A 25,562-nucleotide genomic window follows, 5' to 3' on the forward strand; every position below is an offset into this window, starting at 1 on the left:
CCCCAAGGCTAAAAGTCTTGGGGGTGGGATTTTTTTATTTGTTTAAGTAATGATTAGGGGAGGTTTCGGTATGGAGCGTAGAAAAATAGTAGATTATTGGAAGTATCCTGCTATTCTTTTATTTGGCATTGGAATTTCTAGTATTGGATCATGGATATATTTTATTGCCCTAAATGTCATCGTATTTAATATGACAGGTTCCCCTCTTGCTGTAGCAGCACTTTATATCATTAACCCATTAGCGACGTTGTTTACGAACCTTTGGGGTGGGAGTGTAGTGGACCGGGTTAATAAAAAGCATTTCATGATCTGGTTGGATTTAATTCAAGGGGTGCTTATTACTTGTTTAGCATTTTCAACGAATACATTGTGGGTAATCTATTTGTTTGTGTTTCTAATCAATATGGTTAGTTCTTTATATGACCCGACCTCTATCAGTTATATAACAAGATTAATTCCTAGAGAACAAAGACAACGATTTAATTCGTTAAGAAGCTTGTTAGACTCTGGGGCCTTTATCCTTGGACCAGCCATTACGGGGATGTTGTTTATACTGGGAACACCACTATATGCCATTTTCATTAATGGATTATCTTTTTTCTTCTCTGCTCTCGTTACGTTGTGGATGCCCAATGTGGAGAAGAACAAGCCTTTGGACCATGTATCTAATCAAAAATTATCATTACATGTCATAAAGAAGGATTTCATAGTAGTCATCCGGTTTAGTAGGCGTTACCTGTATGTAATGATCGTATATTTTCTTTTTACTGCATTCGTGGTCTTGCAGACGGCAGTTGATTCACTAGAAGTAGCATTCGCAAGGGAAGTGATTTCACTATCGGAGGGAGCGTATGGCTTTCTTGTCAGTACGGCAGGAGCTGGGATTTTGATCGGTGCATTGTGTAATGCGGTATTCGCAAAGAAATTATCTATTCGCTTCATTATCGGTCTTGGTTCTGTCGTGGTGTCAGTGGGTTATCTTATCTTTGCTTTCTCTAGTAACTTCACAATGGCATCGGTTGGTTTCTTTGTATTAGCATTTTCCCTTGCCTTTGCTAACACAGGTTTTTATACTTTCTACCAGAATAATATTCCAGTAGAGATTATCGGCCGAATTAGTAGCATATATGGATTTTTAGAAGCTCTGTTGGTCATTGTGCTTACGTCGATATTTGCGGTAGGAGCTCAAGTCTTATCGATAAAGCTAGTAGTTATTTCGGGTGCTATATCTATGTTTATTCTAACTGTCATATTGTTCATTATTTGTTTAGCCCCTAGTAAACGTAAGCATTATGAAGTGACATCATGAACGTTTTAATAATACGCATTGTACCAAGATCTCCCAGCGGGTATAATAAATTAAAATAAGGACCTAATTAACGTTAAATATATTCTAGGACAAGGAGGAAAGCAAAATGGCAGAAGAAAATGTAGCTAGCGGTAAGAGAGAGTTAACTCCCGAACAGCAGGAAGGCTTGCTAAGAATACTAGAAGGTAGATTTATCAAATATATGAATCGCCATGAAGGTATGGAGTGGGCTGAAATCCGGGAAAAGCTAGAGGCAAATCCTGAAAAACTCTGGTCACTTCATGAAATGGAAAGAACAGGCGGTGAGCCAGATGTTGTAGGGTATGATGTCAAAAAGGATGAGTATATTTTCTATGATTGTTCTGCGGAGAGTCCTAAAGGTCGGAGGAGTCTCTGTTACGACCGGGAGGCACTGGAGGCAAGGAAAAAACATAAACCAGAAAATAGTGCTGTAGATGTAGCGACTGCTATGGGGATTGAGATTTTAACAGAAGATCAATATAGAGAATTACAGAAACTGGATCGATTTGATCAGAAAACATCGAGCTGGGTGCAAACTCCTGCTGATATTAGAAAACTTGGTGGTGCGTTATTTTGTGATTTTCGTTTTGGTCATGTATTTGTGTATCACAACGGGGCGGACTCGTACTATGGATCAAGGGGATTTTGGGGTTCGTTAAGGGTGTAAGGTTTAGTGTAATGGCATATTCGGATTACTGTTGTACGTACTTAAATAAGGGCTTTCCTAGAGGATAAGGCTAGCTTATATTTGGAGCGGAATCGAATGGGATTTCGCTCTTTTTTATACCAGTTTTCTGAGAGCAAATGTTCCTCATTTAGATTGCGGTGGAAGGAAAATTAAAGCCGATAATAGGATAAGCCTAATTACAACTCAAAATTTAATCATTTATATTACAGCTATATATATAATTAGGATAAATTGACTACCCTAAATGGCAGTTTTGTAACGGGATGGTTACGAATGAACAGTAGATTACAATAGATAGTCCAAATGGATTGCAATCCTGTAATAATAGAGAAATACATGATAGTTTTGTAGGATTTTAGAAAATAATTACAAACGCTTTCGCCTTTTTGGTTAGCGTTTTCTTTACGAGTGTCGTAGCGGGGTAGTGAGTCATATGACCCTGTTTTATTCGCCAATAATCGCGCATTGACGGCAAGTTTCGCATGCGGTTAGAGTAAAAGAGGCAAAAAACTACATGGAAGGTGGATTAAGGTTAGGCAACGTAAGAAATACAGCTTAGAAAAGGAGCGAACAGGATGTCAACAAAATCTATAAAAATCCATTTGATGATTACGCTATTACTAGTTGGGCTTTTCATAACACCTTTTGGTACGGCTATGGCTGAAACATTTCAGCCTTGGATGAATAAGTCGCTTACTGCGAATGAACGTACAGCATTGTTGCTCGAGCATATGACGTTAGAACAAAAGGTTCAATTTATTACAGGAAATCTCAATAATTACTATGGTTTTTACAATGAAGAAATGCAGGAATTAGGTATTCCGGCTCTAAAAATGGCAGATGGCCCTGCAGGCGTTCGTATTGCGAATCCGGATATTCAAGATAAAAAATCAACTGCCTTACCAGCGCCAATTGCTTTAGCAGCGACTTGGGATATCAATGCTGCAAAAGAGTATGGAGAGCTTTTAGGAAATGAAGCATTTAACACGACACATAATATTTTATTAGGACCAGGCCTTGATATTGCCCGTTTCCCATGGGGAGAACGTAATTTTGAATCGTTAGGTGAGGATCCGTTATTACAATCTAAATTAGCCATTCCATATGTGAATGGCGTTCAAAGCTACCCTGTTATGGCAACAGCGAAACATTGGTTATTGAATAACCAAGAGACAGAGCGTTTTACGATTAATTCCATTGCAAGTGAACGAACACTTCATGAGTTGTATGCTCGTCCATTTGCAGAAGTTATTGAACATGCTGATTTAAGTTCTGTCATGTGTTCATTTAATCAGGTCAATGGTGTCAATGCTTGTGAAAGTGAAGCAGTACTGACAACGCTGTTGAAGGATCAATTAAACTTTAACGGCTTTGTGATGAGTGATTATGGTGCCAACCACACAACGGTTGAATCTGCTAATGCTGGATTAGACCTAGAGACACCTGGTGAACCAAATGGATACTGGGGCAGTCAGCTAATTACAGCTGTTGAAGAAGGAAAAGTTAGTGAAGCAAGAATTGATGATATGGCTACCCGTATTCTAACCGAAATGTTTAGTAAAGGGTTATTTGATCAGCCTGCTGGAAATAATCCGCTTCCGGTTGAAGAACATGGACAAATAGCTCGAGAGTTAGCAGAACAGAGTATGGTACTAATGAAAAATGAAAATAATGCTTTACCATTAGACGAAGATGCTTTAGATTCCATTGCAGTAATCGGCCCAGACGCTGATAATGCTTCAGCAGCTGGTGGAGGAAGCTCTATGGTAAACCCTACTTATACAGTGAGTCCATTAGAAGGAATCAAAAATAAAGTAGGAGAAGATGTGGAAGTATTGTATGCGCCAGGTAGTGATCCTATCAGTGCTGGTGATATATTACCAGGACCTTCTGCAGTACCATCTTCTTTATTAAGCCCGATTGATGGTGATCAAAATGGGTTGACTGCAGAATACTGGAATAATATTAACTTTGAAGGGGAGCCTTCTTTAGTTCGTACAGATAATCAAGTAAACTTAAATCTTGGATTCTATAATTATGAAGGGTTTAATGCACAATCACCGAAACTAGAAACTACTCCAGGTGATTTTAACAGTGAAATGTCTGCACGCTGGACAGGTCAGTTCATCGTACCTGAAACAGGAGACTATACACTTTCTCTTTCAAGCCTAGGTACAGGTAAATTATATATCAATGATACGTTAGTCATTGATAATGAAAGCAAGAAATTAACAACATCTAAAAAGACACTTTCCTTTGTTAAAGGGGAAAAGCCTGATGTCCGAATTGAATACAGCACGGGTGATTCTGGTGGACAGCAAGACTTTGGTGGCATGATTCGCTTTGGTTGGGAAGCACCAACTAATGTAGTCGACGAGAAGATACAAGAAGCAGTAGAATTAGCGAAAAAATCCGATGTTGCTGTAGTGGTAACTCGTACGTATGATAGTGAAGGTTACGTGGATAATTCTAGTCTTGACTTACCTAATAACCAAGCACAATTAATTAAGGAAGTTGCGAAAGCAAATCCAAATACTGTAGTCGTACAAATGAGTGGTAGAGCCGTACAAATGGATACATGGGATGACGAAGTACCTGCTATTGTTCAAGCATGGTTCCCAGGTCAAGAGCAAGGGAATGCTATTGCAAATGTATTATTTGGTGAGGTGAACCCATCTGGTAAACTACCAATCACCTTCCCTGTTAATGAAGATCGTACCCCTGTATCAAATGGAAACCAATTCCCAGGGGTGAATGGGGAATCGGATTACTCCGAGGGTATATTTGTTGGATACAAAGGCTATGAAAAAGAAGGTATTAAACCAGCATATGCATTTGGCCATGGGTTATCCTATACGACATTTGATTATCGTAATGTAAAAGCGAAGGCGCAAAGAAAAGGAAAGGATAAAGACTTAACATTATCCGTTGACCTTAATTTACGTAATACTGGTGATGTAGCTGGAGCAGAAGTTGTTCAAGTTTACGCTGGAGCATTACCAACGAATGTGGAAACTCCAACTAAACAATTAGCAGGTTTTAAAAAGGTAGAGTTAAAACCTGGTAAACAAGAACGAGTGAAAATTGAGCTTGATCCGAAAGCCTTCTCTTATTGGGATGAAGACAAGGGTGAATGGGTAACACCTAAAGGAGAAGTTCCAATTTATGTAGGTAGCTCTTCAGAGGATATACAATTAAAAACAACGATTACGATTAAGTAATATAAGAAGTTGGGGTATCTCATACCCCAGCTTTTCTTTATATGCTAAGGAGAATAAGGAAAACAAGGGAGACAATCGGCTTTTAAAAGGGAATCTTTTCTTCTAGCTATCATTCTTTAAGATAGGAGGGGTTATAATGCGTAATAAAAAGGTAGAGATACCAATTCTATTAACCGGTATCTTAGTATTAATCATTTTAATCGTTATGCTAAATGCTCCTTCGGCAAATAGCGTTGATATATATTTAACCACATCAGATCAAAGGAACTTACTCACACAGCAAGAACCATTAGTGTTGGAAGATATCAAGGAAACAGAAGTACCTATAATTCAAGTTGATCCCAATGTTCCGTTTCAGACAATGGAAGGTTTTGGTGCAGCGGTTACTGGGTCTTCTGCTTACTTGATCAATCATGAATTAAGTTCTGAGCAAAGAGAAGCACTCCTGTATGACTTATTTTCTAGTGAGGGTATTCACTTAAACTTTATTCGTCATGCCATAGGAGCTTCTGATTTTTCAGTTGATAGGGACGGTAACCCGCTAAGCTACACCTATAATGATATGGAGTCAGGAACGGATTATGAATTAGAGCATTTTTCTATAGACAACGATGCGGATGTTATCAGTCTGATACAAGATATTCGTACGATTCATAATCAGGTTAAGATAATAGGTACGCCTTGGACTGCACCTGCATGGATGAAATATAGTAATCAGTTAAACGGATCCTATTTGAATTATGAAGATGAGCGTGTTTATGAAGCATACGCGAACTATTTTGTAAAATACATTCAAGCCTATGAAAACAACCAGATTCCAATTGATGCTATTACGATTCAAAATGAACCAGAGCATACCTCAGAATCCTACCCCACTATGAGTATGAATGCTGAGGAGCAAGCGATGTTTATTAAGCAATATTTACACCCTACATTTTCACAACACGATATTAACACCAAAATTTTGGCGTACGATCATAACTGGGAGAATGCTTTTGATTATTCGAACAAGGTTCTTCATGATGAAGAGGCTAATGCATACACGAGTGGCATCGCGTTTCATTGCTATGAGGGGGACCCTGAAAGTATGTCGAAGGTGCATGAAGCATATCCGGACAAGCATATCTATTTGACAGAGTGTAGTGGTGGTGATTGGAGCGCAGATTTTGGCGATAACCTAAATTGGTATATGTCGAATCTCATTATTGGTGGACCTCGGAATTGGGCAGAGGCAGTACTACTATGGAATATTGCACTTGATCCTAATGGCGGACCAACGAATGGGGGATGTAGTGATTGTCGCGGTGTTGTGACAGTAAATAAAGAGGCAAATGAGGTGTCAAAAAACGTCGAATATTATGCCCTTGGTCATGCTAGTAAATTTGTAAACCCCGGTGCAGTCCGAGTAAGTACTACGCATTATCAAGGTAAACTAGAAACAGTGGGGTTTCGAAATCCTGATGATTCAATGGTTCTAATCGTAGCCAATACAAGTGATCATTCTGAAACATTTCAAGTCAATTACCAAACCGAGTCTTTCACTTACACAATGGACCCGAATAGTGCTGCCACGTTTACATGGTAGGACAGGGACGAGAGATTCTATGAATTATTTTAAAAAAAAGATTGACATCTAATTCATTAGGTACTATAGTATTTATCATAACTTACAACTACATAAATATTGAATTTTCTTCTTATCCAGAGAGACCGAGGGATCAGGCCCTATGAAGTCTCGGCAGCGGGTTAATGTAAATTAACACTGTGCCACTTCCTGCAAATGTACGTACATTTGAAAGATGAGAAGGAAGTCGTTTCAGTTTATATTTTGAGACCTTCCTTTTTTCTATGGATAAGAAAAGAGGAAGGTCTTTTTCGTTGTGAATGAATAAAGGAGTGGCGTGAGTATATGATTGAATTTCGGAATATATCAAAAACCTTTAAAATTGGCAATCGTGAAGTAAATGCCGTTAAAAATGTATCTCTTTCAATTCAACAGGGAGAGATATTCGGAATTATTGGCTTTAGTGGTGCAGGGAAGAGTACCTTGTTACGACTAGTGAATTTATTGGAGACGCCGACAAATGGTGAAATTGAAGTGCAAGGCATCAATATCGGATCGCTCTCCCAAAAGGATGTCAGAAAGCTTCGAAGTAGAATTGGCATGATTTTTCAAAACTTTAACCTATTCGCTTCTAGAACAGTAGCAGGAAATGTGGCATATCCACTGAAGCTTGCTGGTTGGTCTAAAAAAGAAATCGATAAAAGAGTTAGCGAGCTACTTAGCTTTGTTGGTCTTACCGATAAGGCAAAAGATTATCCAGAGCAGTTATCTGGTGGGCAGAAGCAACGAGTCGGGATTGCGAGAGCACTAGCTACCTCTCCAGATATATTAATTTGTGACGAGGCAACATCTGCCCTAGATCCAGATACAACAAGTGAAATTCTTCGTCTTCTCAAAAAAGTAAATAAAGAATTAGGGATTACGATTTTGCTGATTACCCATGAAATGCATGTTATACAGGAGATTTGTGACAAAGTTGCGGTGATGGAGAATGGTGAAGTGATTGAAACGGATTCAGTCTTTAATGTATTTACCAATCCACAGCATCTTACGACACAGCGCTTCATCCAATCCGTACAGCAAGACAGACCATCAACTTCATTATTAAGGGAATGGAGAAGAAAAGGTGGAAAACATTTATATCGCGTTATCTTTAAGGGCGAGGTTGCCAGTGATCCAGTCTTATCTCGAGTAACTAGAAAATTTGATGTGGATGTCAATATTGTATACGGCTCTGTCCGAGAGCTTCAGGAGAAATTATACGGAAACTTGCTTGTCTCGTTTGAGGGACAGGAAGAAAATATATCTTCTGTTCTTTTAGCACTTCAGCAAGATGTAACAGTAGAGGAGGTGAATGTAAATGAAGGTTGATTGGAGTACATTTTGGCCGCGAATACTGGAGGCTACTGGGGAAACAGTTTTAATGGTTATTATGACACTTATTCTAGGTTCCATTCTGGGTATAACGATAGGTTTACTTTTATTTGTAACAAGAACTGGTAATATTTTGGAAAATAAGATTATGTTTAATTTACTGAATGTCTTGATTAATATTATTCGCCCTATTCCGTTCATCATCTTCTTAGTGGCAATTAGTCCATTAACTAGAGCAGTAGTTGGGACAACGATTGGGACATGGGCAGCAATTTTCCCAATGACGATTGCTTCAGCATTTGGAATTGCAAGGGTAGTAGAGAACAACTTAGTGAGTATTGACTCCGGAGTAATTGAAGCAGCGAAGGCAATGGGAGCAAGTCCTTTACGAATTATTTTCACCGTACTAATCCCAGAGGCGTTAGGACCACTTATTTTAGGGTTAACCTTTGTAACCGTAAGTTTGATCGACTTCTCAGCAATGGCAGGAACTGTTGGCGGAGGCGGTTTAGGTCATGTAGCAATGACCTATGGATACCAACGATTTGATGGCAGTGTCATGCTAGTGACCGTTATTATACTGATTATTCTAGTACAAATCGCACAGTGGATTGGAAATACAGTATCAAGAAAGATTATGAGACGATAGATTACTTCATAGTAAAAATACAAAAGGAGATGGAATGATGAAAAAATGGTTTAGTATGTTAATCGTATTAATTGCAGTGAGTACATTAGTTGCTTGTGGAAGTGATACTACTTCAGGTAATGGAGATGAAGTAGTAGTTAAAATTGGTGTAACAGGAACAGATGGCGAGGTATGGCCAATTCTAAAAGAGAAGGCGAAAGCAGAAGGTATTGAAATTGAATTAGTGGAGTTCTCTGACTACACATTGCCGAATCAAGCGTTAGCAAACGGTGATATTGATCTCAATTCATTCCAGCATATTGCATTTTTATCCCAATTTAATGAAGAGAATGATCTTGATTTAGTTCCGATTGGAGCTACGATGATTGCACCGATGGGATTATATTCCGAAAAGCTGGAAGATGTAAGTGAAATTAAAGAAGGCGATAAAATTGCTATACCAGATGATCCTTCCAACCAAGCACGTGCACTGAAATTATTAGAATCAGCAGGATTAATTACGTTAGCAGATGACTTCGGACTATTTGGTGACCCAAGTAAGATTGTCGATAATCCTAAAAACTTAGAAATTCTACCGATCGTCGCGCAACAAACCCCACGTGTATTACCAGATGTGGCAGCATCTGTTATCAATAATGGGGTTGCAGGGCAAGCCGGATTTGACCCAGTGGAAGATCCAATTTACTTAGAAGACGCGAATGATCCCAATGCATTACCATACGTGAACATTTTCGCCGCACGTTCAGCTGATCAGGATAATGAAACGTTTCAGAAGATAGTGGAGCTATACCACGAAGAGGATGTAGTGAAGGCGATCGAAGCGGATACAAATGGTGGTTCCATTGTAGTTGATATAGAAAAAGCGGAGTTGTTAGAACAATTTAAAGGACTATAAGGAGCATCTCTGTAACCTAAATGGAGGAGGAAATTGGGAGAAGGTAATAGAGGGAGCCCCTCAGTGACCTAAATGAGAAGGAAATCGTAAAAAGGTAACAGAGGAGGCCCCTCAGTGACCTAAAAGAGGAAGAAAAGCGAGAAAAGGTAACAGAGGGGGTCCCTCAGTGACCTAAATGAAGAAGGAAAGCGTAAAAAGGTAACAGAGGAGGCCCCTCAGTGACCTAAAAGAGGAAGAAAGCGGGAAAAGACAAACAGAGGGAGTAGATGATATTGAGTAAAACGTTAACCGGAGTTGAATTAATCCAATCATCCATTGAATCTAACAAGGAGCTATATATTGAAACAAGTCAGGCTATACATGCAAACCCAGAAATAGGGAATCAGGAGTTTTTTGCAAGTAAAAAACATGTAGATATTTTGAGCAATGCGGGATTTGCGGTAGAAACGGCAGTTGCAGGGCATGAAACTTCTTTTTATGCAGTGAAGGATAGTGGAACACCTGGTCCAGCTATTGCCTTTCTTGCTGAGTATGATGCGCTTCCAGGCTTAGGGCATGCTTGTGGTCATAATATTATTGGAACAACTAGTGTAGCAGCAGCAATCGCGCTTTCGAAAACGTTAGATGAAACAGGCGGTCGTGTCGTTGTGCTCGGAACCCCGGCTGAAGAAGGCGGACCTAACGGTAGTGCGAAAGGTAGCTTTGTAAAGCATGGTTATTTAAACGGGATCGATGCTGCACTAATGATCCATCCAGCAGGAAAAACATCCTTAACAGGAGAATCACTCGCTGTTGATCCATTAGATTTTCACTTTTATGGAAAAGCTGCCCATGCATCAGGGTCTCCTGAAAAAGGAATTAATGCATTAGATTCTGTTATTCAGCTGTTTGTTGGTATTAATGCATTACGTCAGCAGCTTCCTTCAGATGTGCGAATTCACGGAATTATAACCCATGGTGGAGATGCACCTAATATAATCCCGGATTATGCATCAGCGAGATTCTTTATCCGTGCGGAATCGTGGAAGAAAACAGAAGAGGTATCGAATAAAGTACGGGCAATTGCAGAAGGTGCAGCACTTGCTACTGGTGCGACGGTGAAAATTGAACGTTTCCAAAATGAGGTGAAGGACTTCGTGCCCAATCCCATGCTAGATAGTGTCTTAAAAGAAGAGCTTGAAGCTGTGGGGGAGAAGGTTTGGACAGTTAGAGGAAAAGGGAAAGGCTCAACAGATGCTGGGAATATCAGTTATGAAGTGCCAACTGCCCACCCTTATATTAAAATTGGGCCAGACGACCTTATTGGACATACGAATGAGTTTAGGGAAGCTGCGAAGTCCCCAGAAGGTGATGCAGCACTTATTAAAGGTGCAAAGGCCCTGGCAAATACAGGATATCGGTTGTTAAAAGATGAAGACTTATTAAAGGAAGTAAAAGAAGCATTTGAACAAGCGAAAGCAAAAAAAGAATAGTAGAATCATGAAAACGACATAAGCGAGGGCTACTGATCAGCTCTCACTTCTGTCGTTTTATCAAGTGGATGTTTTTAATCTAAATGAATTATATCAGTTAGGAAGCCTTCTCGTCCTGTCCTCTGAAATAAATAATCAATGCCATAGTGGGAGGCAATTCCCATAGCAATGGTCCAACCCACTATACTAAAGGTCATCCAAACAGTAATATTCCTACGTGTTCCACCAAAGCTCATCGCTAAAATTGCACCAAGATGGCTGCCAATTAAGATTGGGGATAGTAATGCAAGACCAGGAAGACCGTATTTCTTCCAAACGTTTGCTGCTCGTTTCTGTCTCTTCTCTGGTATGTTTTTTCCCTTTCTTTCTCTACGCTTTTGTAGCCATAATTTTACACGGTCCATCATAATGATTAAAAGCCAGATGGTAAGAATATTCCCAGCAAATGCTACGATGGTAACTGGAAGTGCTGGAAGCCCTGCTGCAACGCCAATTGGTATGACACCAACTACTTCAAAAAACGGAGTAGCTCCAAGTAAAAAAAGAATGATATATGCAACATAAACACTCAAGATAGGTCCTCCTCTGTCTCCTGTTTATAATATTTTCTTTCTTCCCATCAAAAGCTTCCATATTGAAACAGCCCAAAGACTAGGAGAAGCAGTACAGGTAGTCCTGGAATGGAAGGAGTCATGACGAGTAATGAAAAATGCAAATTTTCATTCTCATAATGTACAGAGTTCATTACAATTATTGTACAATATTTTCAAAAAACTCCCAATCATTTGTCTGCTGTAAATGTGCTAGTTTCTTCGAGGACCACCAAGAAAGGATAGTTCGTAATGCTAAAATAGCATACGTTTATAGCGGGGTAGTTTTTTTAGACTAGTTTCAATCTTTTTCTAAAAAAGCAATCTAAAAGATTTAATGATTGGTTTGAAAGGTTATCATTGTGTTATAGATGAATTAGAAAGGAGGTCGCTAAATTGGAAAAGAAACCGCTAGAGTTTAAGGGTGGAAGTAATATTGCTTTAAAGGTTCCTAAGTTTAAGTATGATGAAACTGTACAGTTTTATAAGGATGTCCTGAAGCTACCTTATTTAGGGTTGTCATCAGGATCTCACGCTTTTCAGTTTGGGGATTGTACATTGTGGTTGGATTGTATGGATAATTATGCTCAACAGGATGTATGGTTAGAAATTCGGACAAGTAATATACAAGAATCGGAATTATATTTAGATCTGAACCATACCAATAGAAGAGATGAGATTGAAATCCATGAGAATTCAAAAGGTTACTGGATTTCAGATCCTTGTGGCACCATTCTTAGGGTCAATCCATCCAAACCATAAAAGCCTAAGTGATAATCGAGCATAGTCTTTACAGTAAACAGTTCCAATATCACTAAAGTGTTTGTAAAGGGATATAGCAGTACGTAAAGTAAAAAATCCATTTTAACCTTAACAAAATGGATTTTTTTATTTTGTAGATTTCGTACATTAAATCCTTTAAAAGGTTAGTATACCAGCTTAATAAATCAAATTGACTTTCATGGTAAGGTTCGTTATTATTAAACATAATTTAATAGTAAATTCGATGACGAGAAAGAGTAGTTATGTAAATCTTATCTACAGAGAGTTGACCATGTGCTGAAAGTCAACGTTAAGACCATAATGAAAATCCTCTCCGAGAAGCAAAGTTGAAAGCAATTAAACTTTGACGGCATTCTACCGATATCCAGGACGCGTATGATAGTACGTAGTGTCAGAATCTAATAAAAACCACTACTATGGTTTTTTTATTTGGTTAAAAATTAGATAATTGTAGATATAAACTCGCCCCTATGTACTAGATGGGGGCGAGTTTTTTTATATAAAAGGGGTGATGATGTTGAAGGAGACCAGTATGGAAAGAGAAGGAAGGGTTCGTAAAAAATGGGAGGAGGATGGTACGTTTCAGCGGTCTATAGCTAACCGGGAGGGTAGAGAAACCTACGTTTTTTATGAAGGGCCGCCGACTGCGAATGGCTTGCCACATGCAGGGCATGCGCTTGGAAGAACGATCAAAGACTTTGTAGCTAGGTACAAGACGATGTCTGGGTATCAGGTCTTGAGAAAAGCGGGGTGGGATACCCATGGTTTACCAGTGGAATTAGAGGTAGAAAAGCTGTTAAACATTCGCGGAAAGGATCAAATTGAGGAATACGGTGTCGAAAACTTCATTCAGAAATGTAAAGAAAGTGTCTTTACCTATGAAAACGAGTGGAAACAATTCACAAAAGCCCTAGGTTATTGGGTGGATATGGATGATCCGTATGTTACGTTAACGAATGACTATATCGAATCCGTTTGGAATATTTTGTCCACCATTCATGAAAAAGGTTACTTATATAAAGGGCATCGGGTTGTTCCGTATTGTCCCCATTGTGAGACTTCTCTTAGCTCCCATGAAGTTGCACAAGGATATAAGGATGTCTCTGATTTATCCGTTACAGCAAAATTTCGCTTAATGGATAAAACAAATGAATATTTTCTAGGATGGACAACGACTCCGTGGACATTGCCGGGTAATGTTGCACTGGCAGTTAATCCGAAAATGAATTATGTAAGAGTAAAACAGGGGACGGAAATATATATTCTGGCAGAAAGCTTGGTAACTACTGTGCTTCAGGAGGATTATGAGATTCTGGAAGTAGTTGCTGGTAAAGACTTAATTGGCCTTTCCTATGAGCCTCCATTTGATTATGTCGCCGTAAAAAATGGACATAAAGTTCTTGGGGCTGATTTTGTTACAGATTCAAGTGGAACGGGCATTGTCCATCTAAATCCTGCCCATGGAGAAGATGATTATAAGGTAATTCATGATAATAATTTTGATTATGTGAATGTAGTAGATTCAAAAGGACGCTATAAGGAAATGGTTTCCTTACTTGCTGGGAAATTTGTCAAAGATTGTGATGTCGATATTATCAAGATGCTTTCCCAGAAAAACCGATTATTTGCTAAGCAGAAATATGAACATAGTTATCCCCACTGCTGGCGATGTGACAGTCCACTGCTTTACTACGCAATGGAAGGCTGGTTTATCAAGACAACAGCAGTCAAGGAAGCAATGCAAGCCAATAATCAAGAAGTAGAGTGGTTTCCCTCTCATATGAAGGATGGAAGGTTCGGGAACTTCTTAAACAATATGGTGGATTGGAATATAGGAAGAAATAGGTATTGGGGAACACCGTTAAATGTATGGGTCTGCAAGACTTGTGGGAAAGAGAAGGCACCAAGCTCTATTAAGGAATTAAGAAAGCTTTCAGCAGCAGAAGTGCCTGCTGACTTAGAATTGCATAAGCCCTATGTTGATAAAGTACAATTAGCCTGCTCCTGCGGCAGAAGGATGGAACGAACAAGTGAAGTCATTGATGTATGGTTTGATAGTGGTTCCATGCCATTTGCCCAGTATCATTATCCGTTTGAAAAAAAAGATATGTTTAACAAGCAATTTCCTGCTGATGTCGTAATAGAGGGAGTGGATCAAACGAGAGGCTGGTTTTATAGCTTATTAGCAGTTTCTACATTGTATACAGGACAGTCCCCTTATAAACGTGTTCTTTCCTTAGGGCATATTTTAGATGAAGACGGACAAAAGATGTCTAAGAGTAAGGGGAATGCATTAAACCCAACAGAATTAATACAGGAATTTGGAGCGGATGCGTTACGGTGGGCCCTGCTTGCAGATAGTTCTCCTTGGAATAATAAGCGATTTTCTAAAAAAACGGTAAGCCAAGCGAAATCAAAAGTGATCGATACATTGTTAAATGTCTATACCTTTTATACGATGTATGCGGAAATCGATCAATTTGACCCAAGTCGTGATGTAGGTGGTGTCCAGACAACGTTGGATAGATGGATCGTATCCCGATTGAACACGGTGGTTAAAGAAGTAGTTCAGAGCTTAGATGCGTATGATATTACTAGGGGTGCAAGGTCTATTACAGTATTTATTGATGAATTGAGTAATTGGTATGTACGGCGTTCTAGACAGCGCTTTTGGAGTAGCGGAATGACAGATGATAAACGGTCTGCATTTAGCACATTGTATGAGGTATTAACGAAATTATCACAGCTTATGGCACCTTATACACCGTTTGTTTCAGAAGATATTTATACGAATTTAGTGAATGATAGTGTGCATGTATCCGATTATCCTAAGCCAGAAGAATCCCTAATTGATATACAATTGGAGAATGATATGAATGCGGTATTGGAAATTATCGAATTAACTAGGTCTGCTCGCAATATAACAGGAATCAAAACTAAACAACCACTAGCAAATTTGGCTGTCATTCCAACAGACGCTATATTATCTAATTTACACCATTATTCCCCAATTATAAAAGAGGAAGTAAATGTGAAAGGGCTAGAGTTTAGGAAGGATTTTCGTGATTTGTTACAGCTTCATCTTAAATTAAATTTTGCTGTCGCAGGGCCAAAGCTAGGGAAGTCATTAGGTGAAGTGAAAAATATACTTGAAAAACTAGATGATCAACTAAAGGCAAGGTTTGTGGAGGGAGGAGAATTGCAGCTAACTTTACAATCAGGCGAACCGGTCAACCTTACAAAGGAAGACATTCTACTAGAGAAAACCGCTAAAGACGGATATGCCTTAGGTGAAGGAACTAATTTTATCATTCTTTTAGAAACAACCGTAACGAAGGAATTAAAAGAAGAAGGATTGGTTAGAGAATTTATTCGGGCAGTTCAATCTTATCGTAAGGAATTAAATCTCCCTGTTGATCTGCGTGTAGTTCTCTATATTCAAACAGATTCATGGCTACAAGAAGTATTGGTGAAATTTGCTCCATTAGTAGAACGTAATCTTATTATAAAGGCGGTTCACTTTGAACATAAACCAATGATGAGAAGCTTTCAAGTGGAGGAGTATGAGGTTAAATTATATATTCAATCCTAATCAATCTATCTTAACAAATCATTAACCGTATGACATGTTTGTTTTAAGAAGACAAACGGTAAATAGCGAAAGGGGCAAATCCAAAGCGCTCTGCTTTTAGGGTTTGCCTCTTTGTTTGTTAGCAGCTGAATCGTTTTCCGCTAATTGATTCCGGTCCTGAAATTGCTTGGTCATTAGTATAGATGCCATAAATAGTAGTTCGAGTATATTCATTATGGGGAAACTATGTAACCACCCAGCTAAAATACCACCTAATACCATACTAAGCGTACCAATAAAAAGCCATGGAAAGTGAAATTTCTTCCATAAAATAAAGCCGACAACACCGATAACTATTGTAATAATAATGACCATTAAGGCACTACCCGAACCTTCATACGTTAGCACCCCATTTTTCCAATTTGGTCTAAGCTCAAGTCCCACTAAAGTGGTCAACGATTCATATAAAATTAATCCGATTGTCAAAATTGCCGCTAAGACCTTCCACCCGGTTTTCTTCGCTGTAGGTAATCCAGTTCGATAATATGTATTCCAAGCAAATAAAATAAGGGTAGGAGTGATGAAGGTATGTAGCCAATAACGTAGAAGGTTTAAGCTTTCCAAAGTATGTCCTTCTCCAATATATTTCCCCAATGCAATCATGACGTTATCATATACTAATCCAAGTAAAACAAGAAGTATGACATTGGCGAAAGTTAAAAATCCATATTTTCTTGCAAGGGAAATTCCCCAGAGAAATAAAATAAAGTTTCCAAGTCCAACTAGAAAGTAAATGAACGTATTCAGGGAGATCACATCCTTTTTGAGCTATTTTTCCCCATTATGAGTTAGATACTCTTTAAATAGTTGGAATAACTTGGACTTGTCTTTGGAAAATATTCTAAAGTAGTATAGAGCATCCCATCAGTTACCTTAAAGAGGAGGAAGCAGAGAAAAAGATAACAGAGGAAAGAAAGAGAACACCTTTAGTCCTGGAGTGTTCGAAATATTCATCATTAATTTGCTATTTGATTCAATTTTCGATTAACATATACACAACTGGAGGAAGTTGTATGTCTACATACACTAAGCGATTGCCTTTATAATGGTTAGCTTTGACCTTGATTCTATTAGTATTTCACAGCTTTCAAGCCGATTAGATGACTTCAATCCTATTCTTATTAAATTATAGACAGGTTAATAAAAAGGTTACGAGGAGGAGTTAAATGTTTGCAGAAAAAAGATACCACCGGGCGTTTGGTGTGTATGGAATATATGTAGAAGATAATAAGCTCTTGGTCATAAACAAAAATGGTGGACCATATAAATATCGCTATGATCTGCCCGGAGGAAGCTTGGAGGAAGGGGAGCGTTTGACCGAGGCGATGGTACGAGAATTTAAAGAGGAAACAGGTATAGATATAGCGATAGAGCGGAGCGTTGGTGTAATTGATTTCTTCCTTCCGTGGGAGTGGAAGGAGTTTACCGATGTTCATCATATAGCTGTTTATTATCTAGTGAGGAAAATAAGTGGGGAGATTTCAATCCCGGAAAGCTTTGAGGGGCAGGATTCTCTAGGAGCTGTTTGGGTAGGTAGGGAAGAAATTTCACAGGACAATGCATCCCCACTAGTATGGAAGGCATTCGAGTGGCTTGAAACAAACCATCTTGGACTACAATCCGTTCACTATGAGACTTGGGAAGTTAAGGGGCCGAAGCAATGATAAAAGCAGTGTTACTGGATTTAGATGGGACGCTACTTAATCGAGATGCTTCGGTAAAACATTTTATAGGCAATCAATATGAACGGCTAATTGGACCTATAAGCAGTATCGCAAAGGAAACATATTGTACAAGGTTTATAGAGTTAGACTGTAAGGGTTATGTTTGGAAGGATAAAGTATACCAGCAACTTACACAGGAATTTAAGATTGATGATATCTCTTGGCAGGCATTACTGGAAGACTACAAAGAAGAATTTCACAAAAGTTGCGTTCCTTTCCCGAATTTATTAAGCATGCTAGAGATGCTAAAAAATGAATCCGTAAAACTTGGGATCATTACAAACGGTATAGGAAAATTTCAAATGGATAATATTAAGTCGCTAGGAATTGAACGCTATGTGGACTGTATCCTTGTTTCAGAATGGGAAGGAATAAAGAAGCCCAATCCTGCTATCTTTCAAAAAGCATTAGCCGAATTGAATGTATCGCCTCATGAAGCAATATACGTAGGTGATCATCCAGAATATGATGTAATAGGTGCAAAAAATGTCGGAATGGTAGGTGTATGGAAGAAAGATGAAGCATGGACTTGTGAGGACGCTGAATTTGTAATGGAGGATTTGGGAGAGATTCCGTCCATTTTGCAACGGTTAAATAGGAATGGCGAATGAAATCAGTATTTATTATAAAGTCCTCATATAAATGCCTTATGTACACTTACCTAGTTTCTCGCATAGAATAATTTAGAAATTCTATGAAAGGATGGGAGAAAATGTACTATATCCCATATCCATATTATGTACCCTATTATGTACCGCCAAATTATGATGTCAGAATGCAGACGAATGGCTACTTGCCCGATGAAAGATGGGGAGGTTGGCAATCCCAAAAATTAAAAGCAAGAGTTTCGCTAAGAGACTATGGTCCGAACCCTTATGTCGTGGACATTAACGCGGCTACAACGCAAAATAAAAACTATCGAACAGCACTTTGGACAGGCGAACACCTTCAAGTTACCTTAATGAGTTTAGGGGTAGGAGAGGATATAGGGTTAGAGGTTCATCCAAATACCGATCAATTCCTACGTGTTGAACAAGGAAAGGGTGTAGTTCGAATGGGGAATCGAAGAGATAACGTAACAATAGAGAAAAAAGTAAGAGATGATTCTGCTATCATAATACCTGCTGGAACTTGGCATAATGTCATCAATACTGGTAATGTCCCATTAAAATTATATTCCATTTATGCTCCACCACATCATCCACGCGGAACCGTTCATCAAACAAAGGCTATTGCATTAGGAGAAGAAGAACTGGACTGAAAATAAGCATGGTACCTGAAGTATGTTCACCTGCTCCGGAAATATATGTAGACTACTCTTGGTGGGAGAGGGAAGCTTGAGTGTACCTGCTCCTAGGTGCAACCGTAACAAGCTTTCTTGGTAAACAGTATATTTCCCGGAGCAGGCTATAAAGTAATTATATATGTAATAACTCCTTTTCCCTTCATTTTTTGATAAGTAATATATACACTAACACTTAAAAATAGAACTAGCTTATAATAATAGTAATGACATAAAAAAAGGAAGTGCTTCTATGAAAAGAAAAGTATACTTAAACCATGATGGTGGAGTAGACGATTTAGTCTCTCTATTCCTATTATTACAAATGGAAGATGTGGATTTAATTGGAGTTGGCGTAATTCCCGCTGATTGTTACCTAGAACCTGCTGTTTCAGCAAGTAGAAAGATAATAGACCGTTTCGGGAAAGGAAAACAAATTGAGGTAGCGGCCTCTAACTCACGTGGTAAGAATCCTTTTCCAAAGGAATGGCGCATGCATGCCTTTGTAGTAGATGCCTTACCAATTTTAAATGAGTATTTACCAGTGAAAACGAAAGAATCAAAGTTGCCAGCACATAAGCATTTAATTGAATCATTACGTAACAGTACAGAAAAAGTAACACTAGTATTTGTAGGACCATTAACTGATTTAGCTCGCGCGTTGGAAGAAGCACCTGATATTGAAGGAAAAATTGAAAGACTAGCCTGGATGGGTGGAACCTTCCTTGAAATGGGTAACGTTGAAGAGCCAGAGCATGATGGGACAGCGGAATGGAATGCATTCTGGGACCCGGAGGCAGTGAAGGTAGTATGGGATTCTAATATCCATATTGATCTGGTTGCGTTAGAAAGTACCAATATGGTTCCTTTAACATTAGATGTCAGAAACCGTTGGGCAAGAGAGAGAAAACATCTAGGGGTAGATTTCCTTGGACAATGCTATGCAGCCGTACCACCACTAGTTCATTTCCAGACGAATTCGACCTACTTCCTATGGGATGTATTAACAACCGCAACGATTGGTAAAGAAGTATTAGTGAAAAGAAAAGAAGTAAAAAGTATCGTACACGCAGATGGTCCAAGTCAAGGTAAAACAGAGCTATCAGAAAATGGACGAGCTGTTGAATTAGTGTATGAGGCAGATCGGGATGCATTTTTTGATTACATCACAGATTTAGCAAAACAGGCATAGGAGGGAGACAGATGAGGAAAGTTATTATTGATACCGATACAGCAGGTGACGATACGATTGCTATTTTAACAGCACTCCATCACTTTAAGGTGGAAGGGGTTACGATAACGGGAGGAAATGTGGATTTTGATCAAGAGGTAGAAAACGCATTGTACACGATCCAAGTTTTCCAGCCGGATTATCATGTTCCTGTTTTTAAAGGGTATGAAGGACCAATTTTAGGAAGTCAGGAAGGACATGTGACGGTGGAAGATGTACATGGTAGTGATGGGATGGGAGATTCATTTTTCCCTAAAGCGACCCAACGCCCAGAAGAAAAACATGCCGTCGACTTTATCATTGAAACTGTCAAGGCAAATCCAGGGGAAATAGCCTTACTAGCCATTGCACCACTCACTAATATTGCGATGGCGATGAAAAAGGATCCAACTATAGTGAAGGATATTCCACATATCTATATCATGGGCGGAACAAATAATTCGCTTGGAAATATTACCGCGGCTGCGGAGTATAATTTTTATGTGGACCCAGAAGCGGCTAGGATTGTACTTCATTCTGGTGTACCGATTACAATGGTAGGCTGGGATATGTGTACAAAGTATTCGGTTATGGGGGATGAGGACCATGCAGAAATTGCAACACTGAATACGGACCTTTCTAAGTTCTTTATCGATATTAATCGTGTTGTATTGAAGTTTAATCGAGAGGTACATAAAATCAACGGAACAACCCATCCAGATACCTTATTAGTGGCAATTGCTGCGCATGAAGAGCTGATGACGAAGTATGGGGAATATTATGTGGACATAGAGACAGCTGGTAATATCACGAGGGGCTATAGTATGGTCGATATTAATAACCGAAGTGGTAAAGAGGCAAATGTTAGGGTTTGTGAAGTAGTAAATAGAGAAGGGTTTAAAGAAACGTTACTAAAGGTATTAGAAGGATAATTGAAGGAAATTTAGGCCAAGGATTACTTTTTTAGGAATTGTAATCTTTGGTTTTTTTTATTATATCCATCTTTTAAACTGCATATTGATATAAAAAAATGGGTTCATTAGAAAAGAATTTATGGTATGGTATTAATATAGGAAATAAATGGTATCTCATAATCCGGGGTATCATTTATTTTGATGAGAAAAGTGTATAAATATCTGTTCAAATATGGATATAGATACTGTAAAATTTATGTTAAATCTAACTTTTTCAAAAAAACATACAAGTTTACTCTTGTATACTGAAATAAGTAAGAGTTATAGGGGAATAAGAGGAGATAACTATGAAAATATTAATTACAACCGAATGGTACGCACCTACCATTAATGGTGTAGTTACGTCAATAGTTAATTTAGAGAAAGAGTTAAATAGATTAGGTCATGAAGTAAGAATTCTTACGTTATCAGATCGAAACCGATCTTATAGAAGAGATCATGTTACATATATTCGTTCGATTAGTGCAGGAAAAATATATCCAGGTGTAAGGGTTACTTTTTCCAAGGTTAATCGATACATTGAAGAATTGGAGGCATGGAAACCGGATGTTATCCATTCTCAATGTGAATTTAGTACGTTTCGTATCGCAAAACATATAGCGAAGAAATGTAGAATTCCGATTGTTCACACTTACCATACGGTCTATGAGGATTATACCCACTACTTTTCGCCTAATCAGAAGTGGGGGAAACGAATGGTGGCGTTATTCTCGAAAAGAGTCCTAAATCAAGCATCGTATGTTATCGCACCAACGAAAAAAGTGTATTCTATCCTCACTGGTTATGGTGTACATCAACCTATTGAAGTAGTGCCAACAGGAATTGATTTGAAAAGGTTCAATCTTCAACTGTCAGGTGATGAGAAGAAGCGATTACGTGAAAAACATAACATACCGATAGAGAATAAAGTGTTACTCTCCGTTGGTAGATTAGCAAAAGAGAAGAACCTAGAGGAAATATTAACCTTTGTGTCAAATATGAGAAATGATAATTTAACCCTATTGATTGTAGGGGACGGTCCATACCGAAGTGAACTAGAGAATATCGCATCTAAGCTAGGTATAACAGACAAGGTCATTTTTGTAGGAATGATTCCCCCAGAGAAAGTTGCATCTTATTACCAATTAGGGGATGTATTTGTCAGTGCTTCAAATTCGGAAACACAAGGATTAACCTATATTGAGGCATTAGCGAATGGTCTTCCAGCATTATGTAGGAGAGATGCATGTTTAGAAGATGTGATTGAAGATGGCAAGAATGGATGGCAATATGATTCATTTGCACAATTTCAAGAGGTCTTGAATTCTATGTTACGTGACAAAGATTTATACAGGAAATTAAGCTTACATGCTAAGGAAGGTGCGATTCGAAAATATTCCTCGGTGAATTTTGCTGAGACATTAGAGAGACTATATGAACATACTATACAAAACTATTTACACGCTGAAGAAGTGTCAGTATCAATAAAGTAGAATAAGCTGAGGTACGAAAATGGAAAAACCTAGAATGCGGAAATTGATTAACATACTTACAATCATCTTTACGATAGCAGCAATCGCTTTCTTAATCTATGGATTGAAGACAGATATTTTTTACTCGGAGCATGCTTTAGTGGACTTTGTGAGTCAATTTGGAATATGGGCTCCGTTAGTATTTATTATATTTCAGGCAATTCAAGTTATTATCCCAGTAATCCCAGGAGGATTAGGCTTACTTGCAGGGGTACTCCTCTTTGGGACGACAATGGGATTTGTTTATAACTATGTTAGTATTTGCTTAGGATCTATTATCGCTTTCTTAATAGCTAAGCAATATGGACAGAGCGTTATTAAAGTGTTGTTTAGCAAAAAAATGCAAGAAAAGTATTCGAACGTGACCGAGCATAAAAATTTCACCAAGTATTTCGCCATTGCTATTTTTCTCCCGTTAGCTCCTGATGATTTCTTATGTTATTTGGCGGGGACAACCAAGATGAAGTTACGACATTTTACCATCATTATCTTATTAGGGAAACCTTTTGCAATAGCGATGTATACGTTTGGGTTAGATTTTATAATGCGAAAACTATCGATATTAATTTAACAGAATTGAAGGGAAACTTTTACACCATGCAAATGAAACAGAATAAGGTATTACTATATGCAGGGTCACTTAAGCTAGTAGAGAAAAGTGGCGTAGGACAAGCAGTTCGTCACCAGCAGCAAGCATTGAAGCTAGCAGGTGTCCCATTCACGATGAATAGTAAGGAAGAGTATTCCATTATACATCTGAATACCATATTTCCTGATTCCTTACTGAAAAGTAAACGGGCAAAACGAAAAGGGAAAAAAGTGATTTACTATGCACACTCGACTATGGAGGACTTTCGTAATTCTTTTCGTGGATCAAATCTTATAGCTCCATTGTTTAAGAAATGGATTACCTATTGTTATAACAGCGGAGATTTGATAATTACGCCAACAGAGTATTCGAAAGAGCTACTAGAGGGTTATGGATTAAAACGCCCGATTGTTAGTCTGTCAAACGGAATAGACACCGACTTTTTCAAGAGAAATGACGAAGCGCGTAGGAGATTCCGCGATAAATATCAAATACCAGATACGGATAAGGTCGTCATTTCTGTTGGTCATTATATTGAACGTAAAGGAATATTAGATTTTGTTAAGCTAGCAGAAAGAATGCCTAACTATCAGTTTTATTGGTTTGGTTATACGAATTTAAACCTGATTCCAAATACGATAAAAGAAGCCATAAAAATGCAGCTACCAAACTTACACTTTCCTGGCTATGTGACAAGAGAAGAAGTACGGGACGCCTATTGTGGTAGTGATTTATTTCTGTTCCTTACCCATGAGGAGACAGAAGGCATCGTATTATTAGAAGCGTTGGCAGCTAAAATTCCAATCTTAGTTCGGGACATTCCGATATATAAAAATATGTTTAAGGACCGGGAAACGGTTTATAAGGGAAAAAGCATAGATGAGTTTGAGGAATTAATAACTCAAATTCTGGAAGGGCAACTACCAGATTTAACAGAGAAGGGCTATAACATGGCTTTAGAGCGTGATATAAAAGTTGTTGCGCAAAAGCTATTGAGTATTTATGAACTGGAATAATTTATGGAGAAAAGCCCTGTCCATTTACCCTGGATATACAGCTAAAAAGGAGAGCCCACCCCTTAAGTAGTTAAAATTAAAAAAGGTGGCAAATCCTCCAAAATAGCAAATTAACTTACCAAGCTAAACTAAATGGTGACTGGATGGTTAGTCACCATTTTTTAGTGGCTTAGTAGTTTTATTAGTAATTTTCTTTATCGTTAACATGAAGATTGATCCTATTAATAGAATAACCCCAACAATCTTCCAAATCGTTATTTCAATCGGGAAGAATGGAAAAGAGATAATAGCAAGTAATACAGGACTGAATGCTCTCATTACGTTAGCAATTGAAAATCGTAAATATTTGAGTGCTTGATATAATAAAATAGTCCCCAGAAAACCCGTTAGGAAAGAGGATAATATAATAAAGCTAACCCCTTTAACATTCCCCCAGTTCGTAGTAAGCTCTCCTGAAAAAGTCACATAAATCATGACAAAGACCAATGTTATACAATTATTGGTGAAAAGAATAGAATTGGAGCTCTTTTCCTTTGACATCGATTTCTTAATATAAATATTGGTTAACGCAAAGAAAAAAGTATAAAGAAGCGCAAAGATAACACCAGGTAGGTTAGTTGTGTTATCTCCTTTATCGACAAAAAGAAAGCCCCCGAGAATTGCTAGGGTCATAAAGATAGATTCCCGCAAGGAGATTTTTTCCTGTAATAAAAATATAGATAGAAGGATAGCGAATACAGTATAAAACCTGCCTAAAAAACCAACCTCCACTGGTGAAAGCAAATTCATGCTTAAAAAAAGAAATATAACACCTAATGAATTGAATAATGCTAACATGATAATTTCCTTTTCAAAATAAAACATCACATGCTGTTTCGTAATGATACCAAATAATACACTTGCCACAATAATCGTTACCACATTGATAAAAGACGCCTTTGCAGGGCTCATATGTGCCAATCCAAATTTAGAAATTAGTGGGCCAATTGCCATTGTTAAAACCGATAGTAAATTAAATAGATGCCCTTTTTGGGTATTAGTCATACTCCTGCTCCCTCC

The 25,562-nt window shown here is 38.3% G+C and carries 21 protein-coding genes, 1 riboswitch and 1 other annotated feature (1 of these 23 running past the window's edge); of the genes, 18 read left to right on the top strand and 3 right to left on the bottom strand.

Annotated elements, in window-relative coordinates; translation table 11 throughout:
* Window positions 1–7, top strand: a binding site (T-box leader); it begins 260 nt to the left of the window's first position.
* 63 nt (window positions 8–70) lie between these two features.
* From KGF86_RS14005 to KGF86_RS14040, 8 genes are all read left to right on the top strand, one after another.
* Window positions 71–1,309, top strand: a complete 1,239-nt coding sequence (locus KGF86_RS14005) for an MFS transporter (RefSeq protein ID WP_186869452.1) — start codon at window positions 71–73, stop codon at window positions 1,307–1,309.
* A gap of 106 nt (window positions 1,310–1,415) precedes the next feature.
* Window positions 1,416–1,997 (top strand): DUF4256 domain-containing protein, encoded by a 582-nt coding sequence (locus tag KGF86_RS14010; RefSeq protein ID WP_211742258.1) that lies wholly within the window; start codon window positions 1,416–1,418, stop codon window positions 1,995–1,997.
* A 596-nt stretch (window positions 1,998–2,593) separates the two neighbouring features.
* A complete protein-coding gene (locus KGF86_RS14015; RefSeq protein WP_211742259.1) occupies window positions 2,594–5,239 on the top strand; it encodes a glycoside hydrolase family 3 protein in 2,646 nt (881 codons plus the stop codon).
* A gap of 136 nt (window positions 5,240–5,375) precedes the next feature.
* On the top strand, window positions 5,376–6,824 hold the full coding sequence (locus tag KGF86_RS14020; RefSeq protein ID WP_186869455.1) for a glycoside hydrolase family 30 protein: 1,449 nt from the start codon (window positions 5,376–5,378) through the stop codon (window positions 6,822–6,824).
* Window positions 6,825–6,933: 109 nt separating this feature from the next.
* A riboswitch (SAM riboswitch) is annotated at window positions 6,934–7,045 on the top strand.
* Between the two features lie 103 nt (window positions 7,046–7,148).
* Window positions 7,149–8,174, top strand: coding sequence for a methionine ABC transporter ATP-binding protein (locus KGF86_RS14025; RefSeq protein WP_186869456.1), 1,026 nt, complete (start codon window positions 7,149–7,151; stop codon window positions 8,172–8,174).
* Entirely contained in the window at window positions 8,164–8,826 is a 663-nt protein-coding gene (locus tag KGF86_RS14030; RefSeq protein WP_186869457.1) for a methionine ABC transporter permease, read from the top strand. The genes KGF86_RS14025 and KGF86_RS14030 overlap by 11 nt, the downstream gene beginning before the upstream one ends.
* 37 nt (window positions 8,827–8,863) lie before the next feature.
* Complete coding sequence (locus KGF86_RS14035; RefSeq protein ID WP_186869458.1) at window positions 8,864–9,721, top strand: MetQ/NlpA family ABC transporter substrate-binding protein; 858 nt, start codon at window positions 8,864–8,866, stop codon at window positions 9,719–9,721.
* 266 nt (window positions 9,722–9,987) lie between these two features.
* Window positions 9,988–11,193 carry a M20 family metallopeptidase gene (locus tag KGF86_RS14040; protein ID WP_211742260.1) on the top strand — a complete coding sequence of 402 codons (1,206 nt, stop codon included), beginning with the start codon at window positions 9,988–9,990 and terminating at the stop codon, window positions 11,191–11,193.
* 74 nt (window positions 11,194–11,267) lie between these two features.
* Here the strand turns inward: KGF86_RS14040 and KGF86_RS14045 are convergent, their stop codons facing one another.
* Window positions 11,268–11,765 carry a small multi-drug export protein gene (locus tag KGF86_RS14045; RefSeq protein ID WP_211742261.1) on the bottom strand — a complete coding sequence of 166 codons (498 nt, stop codon included), beginning with the start codon at window positions 11,763–11,765 and terminating at the stop codon, window positions 11,268–11,270.
* 414 nt (window positions 11,766–12,179) lie between these two features.
* Here KGF86_RS14045 and KGF86_RS14050 point away from each other — a divergent pair, with 414 nt between their 5' ends.
* Together KGF86_RS14050 and ileS are read left to right on the top strand one after the other, a co-directional pair.
* On the top strand, window positions 12,180–12,545 hold the full coding sequence (locus KGF86_RS14050) for a hypothetical protein (RefSeq protein ID WP_186869461.1): 366 nt from the start codon (window positions 12,180–12,182) through the stop codon (window positions 12,543–12,545).
* A 538-nt stretch (window positions 12,546–13,083) separates the two neighbouring features.
* Window positions 13,084–16,158 (top strand): isoleucine--tRNA ligase, encoded by a 3,075-nt coding sequence (ileS, locus tag KGF86_RS14055; RefSeq protein WP_425516495.1) that lies wholly within the window; start codon window positions 13,084–13,086, stop codon window positions 16,156–16,158.
* A gap of 96 nt (window positions 16,159–16,254) precedes the next feature.
* Here ileS and KGF86_RS14060 read toward each other — a convergent pair whose 3' ends face one another.
* Window positions 16,255–16,953 carry a hypothetical protein gene (locus KGF86_RS14060; protein WP_211742262.1) on the bottom strand — a complete coding sequence of 233 codons (699 nt, stop codon included), beginning with the start codon at window positions 16,951–16,953 and terminating at the stop codon, window positions 16,255–16,257.
* 410 nt (window positions 16,954–17,363) lie between these two features.
* On the opposite strand from KGF86_RS14060, the gene KGF86_RS14065 reads away from it, so the two are divergent.
* The 8 genes from KGF86_RS14065 (at window position 17,364) to KGF86_RS14100 (ending at window position 24,503) form a co-directional block, all read left to right on the top strand.
* Window positions 17,364–17,861, top strand: coding sequence for an NUDIX hydrolase (locus KGF86_RS14065; RefSeq protein ID WP_186869463.1), 498 nt, complete (start codon window positions 17,364–17,366; stop codon window positions 17,859–17,861).
* Window positions 17,858–18,532, top strand: coding sequence for an HAD family hydrolase (locus KGF86_RS14070; protein ID WP_211742263.1), 675 nt, complete (start codon window positions 17,858–17,860; stop codon window positions 18,530–18,532). The genes KGF86_RS14065 and KGF86_RS14070 overlap by 4 nt, the downstream gene beginning before the upstream one ends.
* A gap of 101 nt (window positions 18,533–18,633) precedes the next feature.
* Window positions 18,634–19,182: a cupin domain-containing protein gene (locus tag KGF86_RS14075; RefSeq protein ID WP_211742264.1), complete on the top strand. Its 549-nt coding sequence runs from the start codon at window positions 18,634–18,636 to the stop codon at window positions 19,180–19,182.
* Window positions 19,183–19,456: 274 nt separating this feature from the next.
* On the top strand, window positions 19,457–20,395 hold the full coding sequence (locus KGF86_RS14080; protein ID WP_186869466.1) for a nucleoside hydrolase: 939 nt from the start codon (window positions 19,457–19,459) through the stop codon (window positions 20,393–20,395).
* Between the two features lie 11 nt (window positions 20,396–20,406).
* Window positions 20,407–21,345: a nucleoside hydrolase gene (locus KGF86_RS14085; protein WP_186869467.1), complete on the top strand. Its 939-nt coding sequence runs from the start codon at window positions 20,407–20,409 to the stop codon at window positions 21,343–21,345.
* 329 nt (window positions 21,346–21,674) lie between these two features.
* Window positions 21,675–22,859, top strand: a complete 1,185-nt coding sequence (locus tag KGF86_RS14090) for a glycosyltransferase family 4 protein (RefSeq protein ID WP_211742265.1) — start codon at window positions 21,675–21,677, stop codon at window positions 22,857–22,859.
* A gap of 19 nt (window positions 22,860–22,878) precedes the next feature.
* A complete protein-coding gene (locus KGF86_RS14095) occupies window positions 22,879–23,469 on the top strand; it encodes a TVP38/TMEM64 family protein (RefSeq protein ID WP_211742266.1) in 591 nt (196 codons plus the stop codon).
* 32 nt (window positions 23,470–23,501) lie between these two features.
* Window positions 23,502–24,503: an LTA glycolipid anchor biosynthesis glycosyltransferase, IagA/BgsA family gene (locus KGF86_RS14100; RefSeq protein ID WP_186869470.1), complete on the top strand. Its 1,002-nt coding sequence runs from the start codon at window positions 23,502–23,504 to the stop codon at window positions 24,501–24,503.
* A 147-nt stretch (window positions 24,504–24,650) separates the two neighbouring features.
* Here the strand turns inward: KGF86_RS14100 and KGF86_RS14105 are convergent, their stop codons facing one another.
* Window positions 24,651–25,547: a DMT family transporter gene (locus tag KGF86_RS14105; protein WP_186869471.1), complete on the bottom strand. Its 897-nt coding sequence runs from the start codon at window positions 25,545–25,547 to the stop codon at window positions 24,651–24,653.
* Window positions 25,548–25,562: the final 15 nt, after the last annotated feature.

It is taken from the genome of Ornithinibacillus massiliensis (assembly GCF_018310345.1).
GTDB classification, from domain to species: Bacteria; Bacillota; Bacilli; order Bacillales; family Amphibacillaceae; genus Ornithinibacillus; species Ornithinibacillus massiliensis.

What these genes read in the sequence shown, in the direction of transcription:
- KGF86_RS14085 (WP_186869467.1), top strand. Translation starts at nt 20,407, where the DNA reads ATGAGGAAAGTTATTATTGATACCGATACAGCAGGTGACGATACGATT.
- KGF86_RS14065 (WP_186869463.1), top strand. Translation starts at nt 17,364, where the DNA reads ATGTTTGCAGAAAAAAGATACCACCGGGCGTTTGGTGTGTATGGAATA.
- KGF86_RS14030 (WP_186869457.1), top strand. Translation starts at nt 8,164, where the DNA reads ATGAAGGTTGATTGGAGTACATTTTGGCCGCGAATACTGGAGGCTACT.
- KGF86_RS14070 (WP_211742263.1), top strand. Translation starts at nt 17,858, where the DNA reads ATGATAAAAGCAGTGTTACTGGATTTAGATGGGACGCTACTTAATCGA.
- KGF86_RS14025 (WP_186869456.1), top strand. Translation starts at nt 7,149, where the DNA reads ATGATTGAATTTCGGAATATATCAAAAACCTTTAAAATTGGCAATCGT.
- KGF86_RS14015 (WP_211742259.1), top strand. Translation starts at nt 2,594, where the DNA reads ATGTCAACAAAATCTATAAAAATCCATTTGATGATTACGCTATTACTA.
- KGF86_RS14010 (WP_211742258.1), top strand. Translation starts at nt 1,416, where the DNA reads ATGGCAGAAGAAAATGTAGCTAGCGGTAAGAGAGAGTTAACTCCCGAA.
- KGF86_RS14035 (WP_186869458.1), top strand. Translation starts at nt 8,864, where the DNA reads ATGAAAAAATGGTTTAGTATGTTAATCGTATTAATTGCAGTGAGTACA.
- KGF86_RS14075 (WP_211742264.1), top strand. Translation starts at nt 18,634, where the DNA reads ATGTACTATATCCCATATCCATATTATGTACCCTATTATGTACCGCCA.
- KGF86_RS14090 (WP_211742265.1), top strand. Translation starts at nt 21,675, where the DNA reads ATGAAAATATTAATTACAACCGAATGGTACGCACCTACCATTAATGGT.
- KGF86_RS14100 (WP_186869470.1), top strand. Translation starts at nt 23,502, where the DNA reads ATGAAACAGAATAAGGTATTACTATATGCAGGGTCACTTAAGCTAGTA.
- KGF86_RS14080 (WP_186869466.1), top strand. Translation starts at nt 19,457, where the DNA reads ATGAAAAGAAAAGTATACTTAAACCATGATGGTGGAGTAGACGATTTA.
- KGF86_RS14005 (WP_186869452.1), top strand. Translation starts at nt 71, where the DNA reads ATGGAGCGTAGAAAAATAGTAGATTATTGGAAGTATCCTGCTATTCTT.
- KGF86_RS14105 (WP_186869471.1), bottom strand. Translation starts at nt 25,547, where the DNA reads ATGACTAATACCCAAAAAGGGCATCTATTTAATTTACTATCGGTTTTA.
- KGF86_RS14040 (WP_211742260.1), top strand. Translation starts at nt 9,988, where the DNA reads ATGATATTGAGTAAAACGTTAACCGGAGTTGAATTAATCCAATCATCC.
- KGF86_RS14095 (WP_211742266.1), top strand. Translation starts at nt 22,879, where the DNA reads ATGGAAAAACCTAGAATGCGGAAATTGATTAACATACTTACAATCATC.
- KGF86_RS14020 (WP_186869455.1), top strand. Translation starts at nt 5,376, where the DNA reads ATGCGTAATAAAAAGGTAGAGATACCAATTCTATTAACCGGTATCTTA.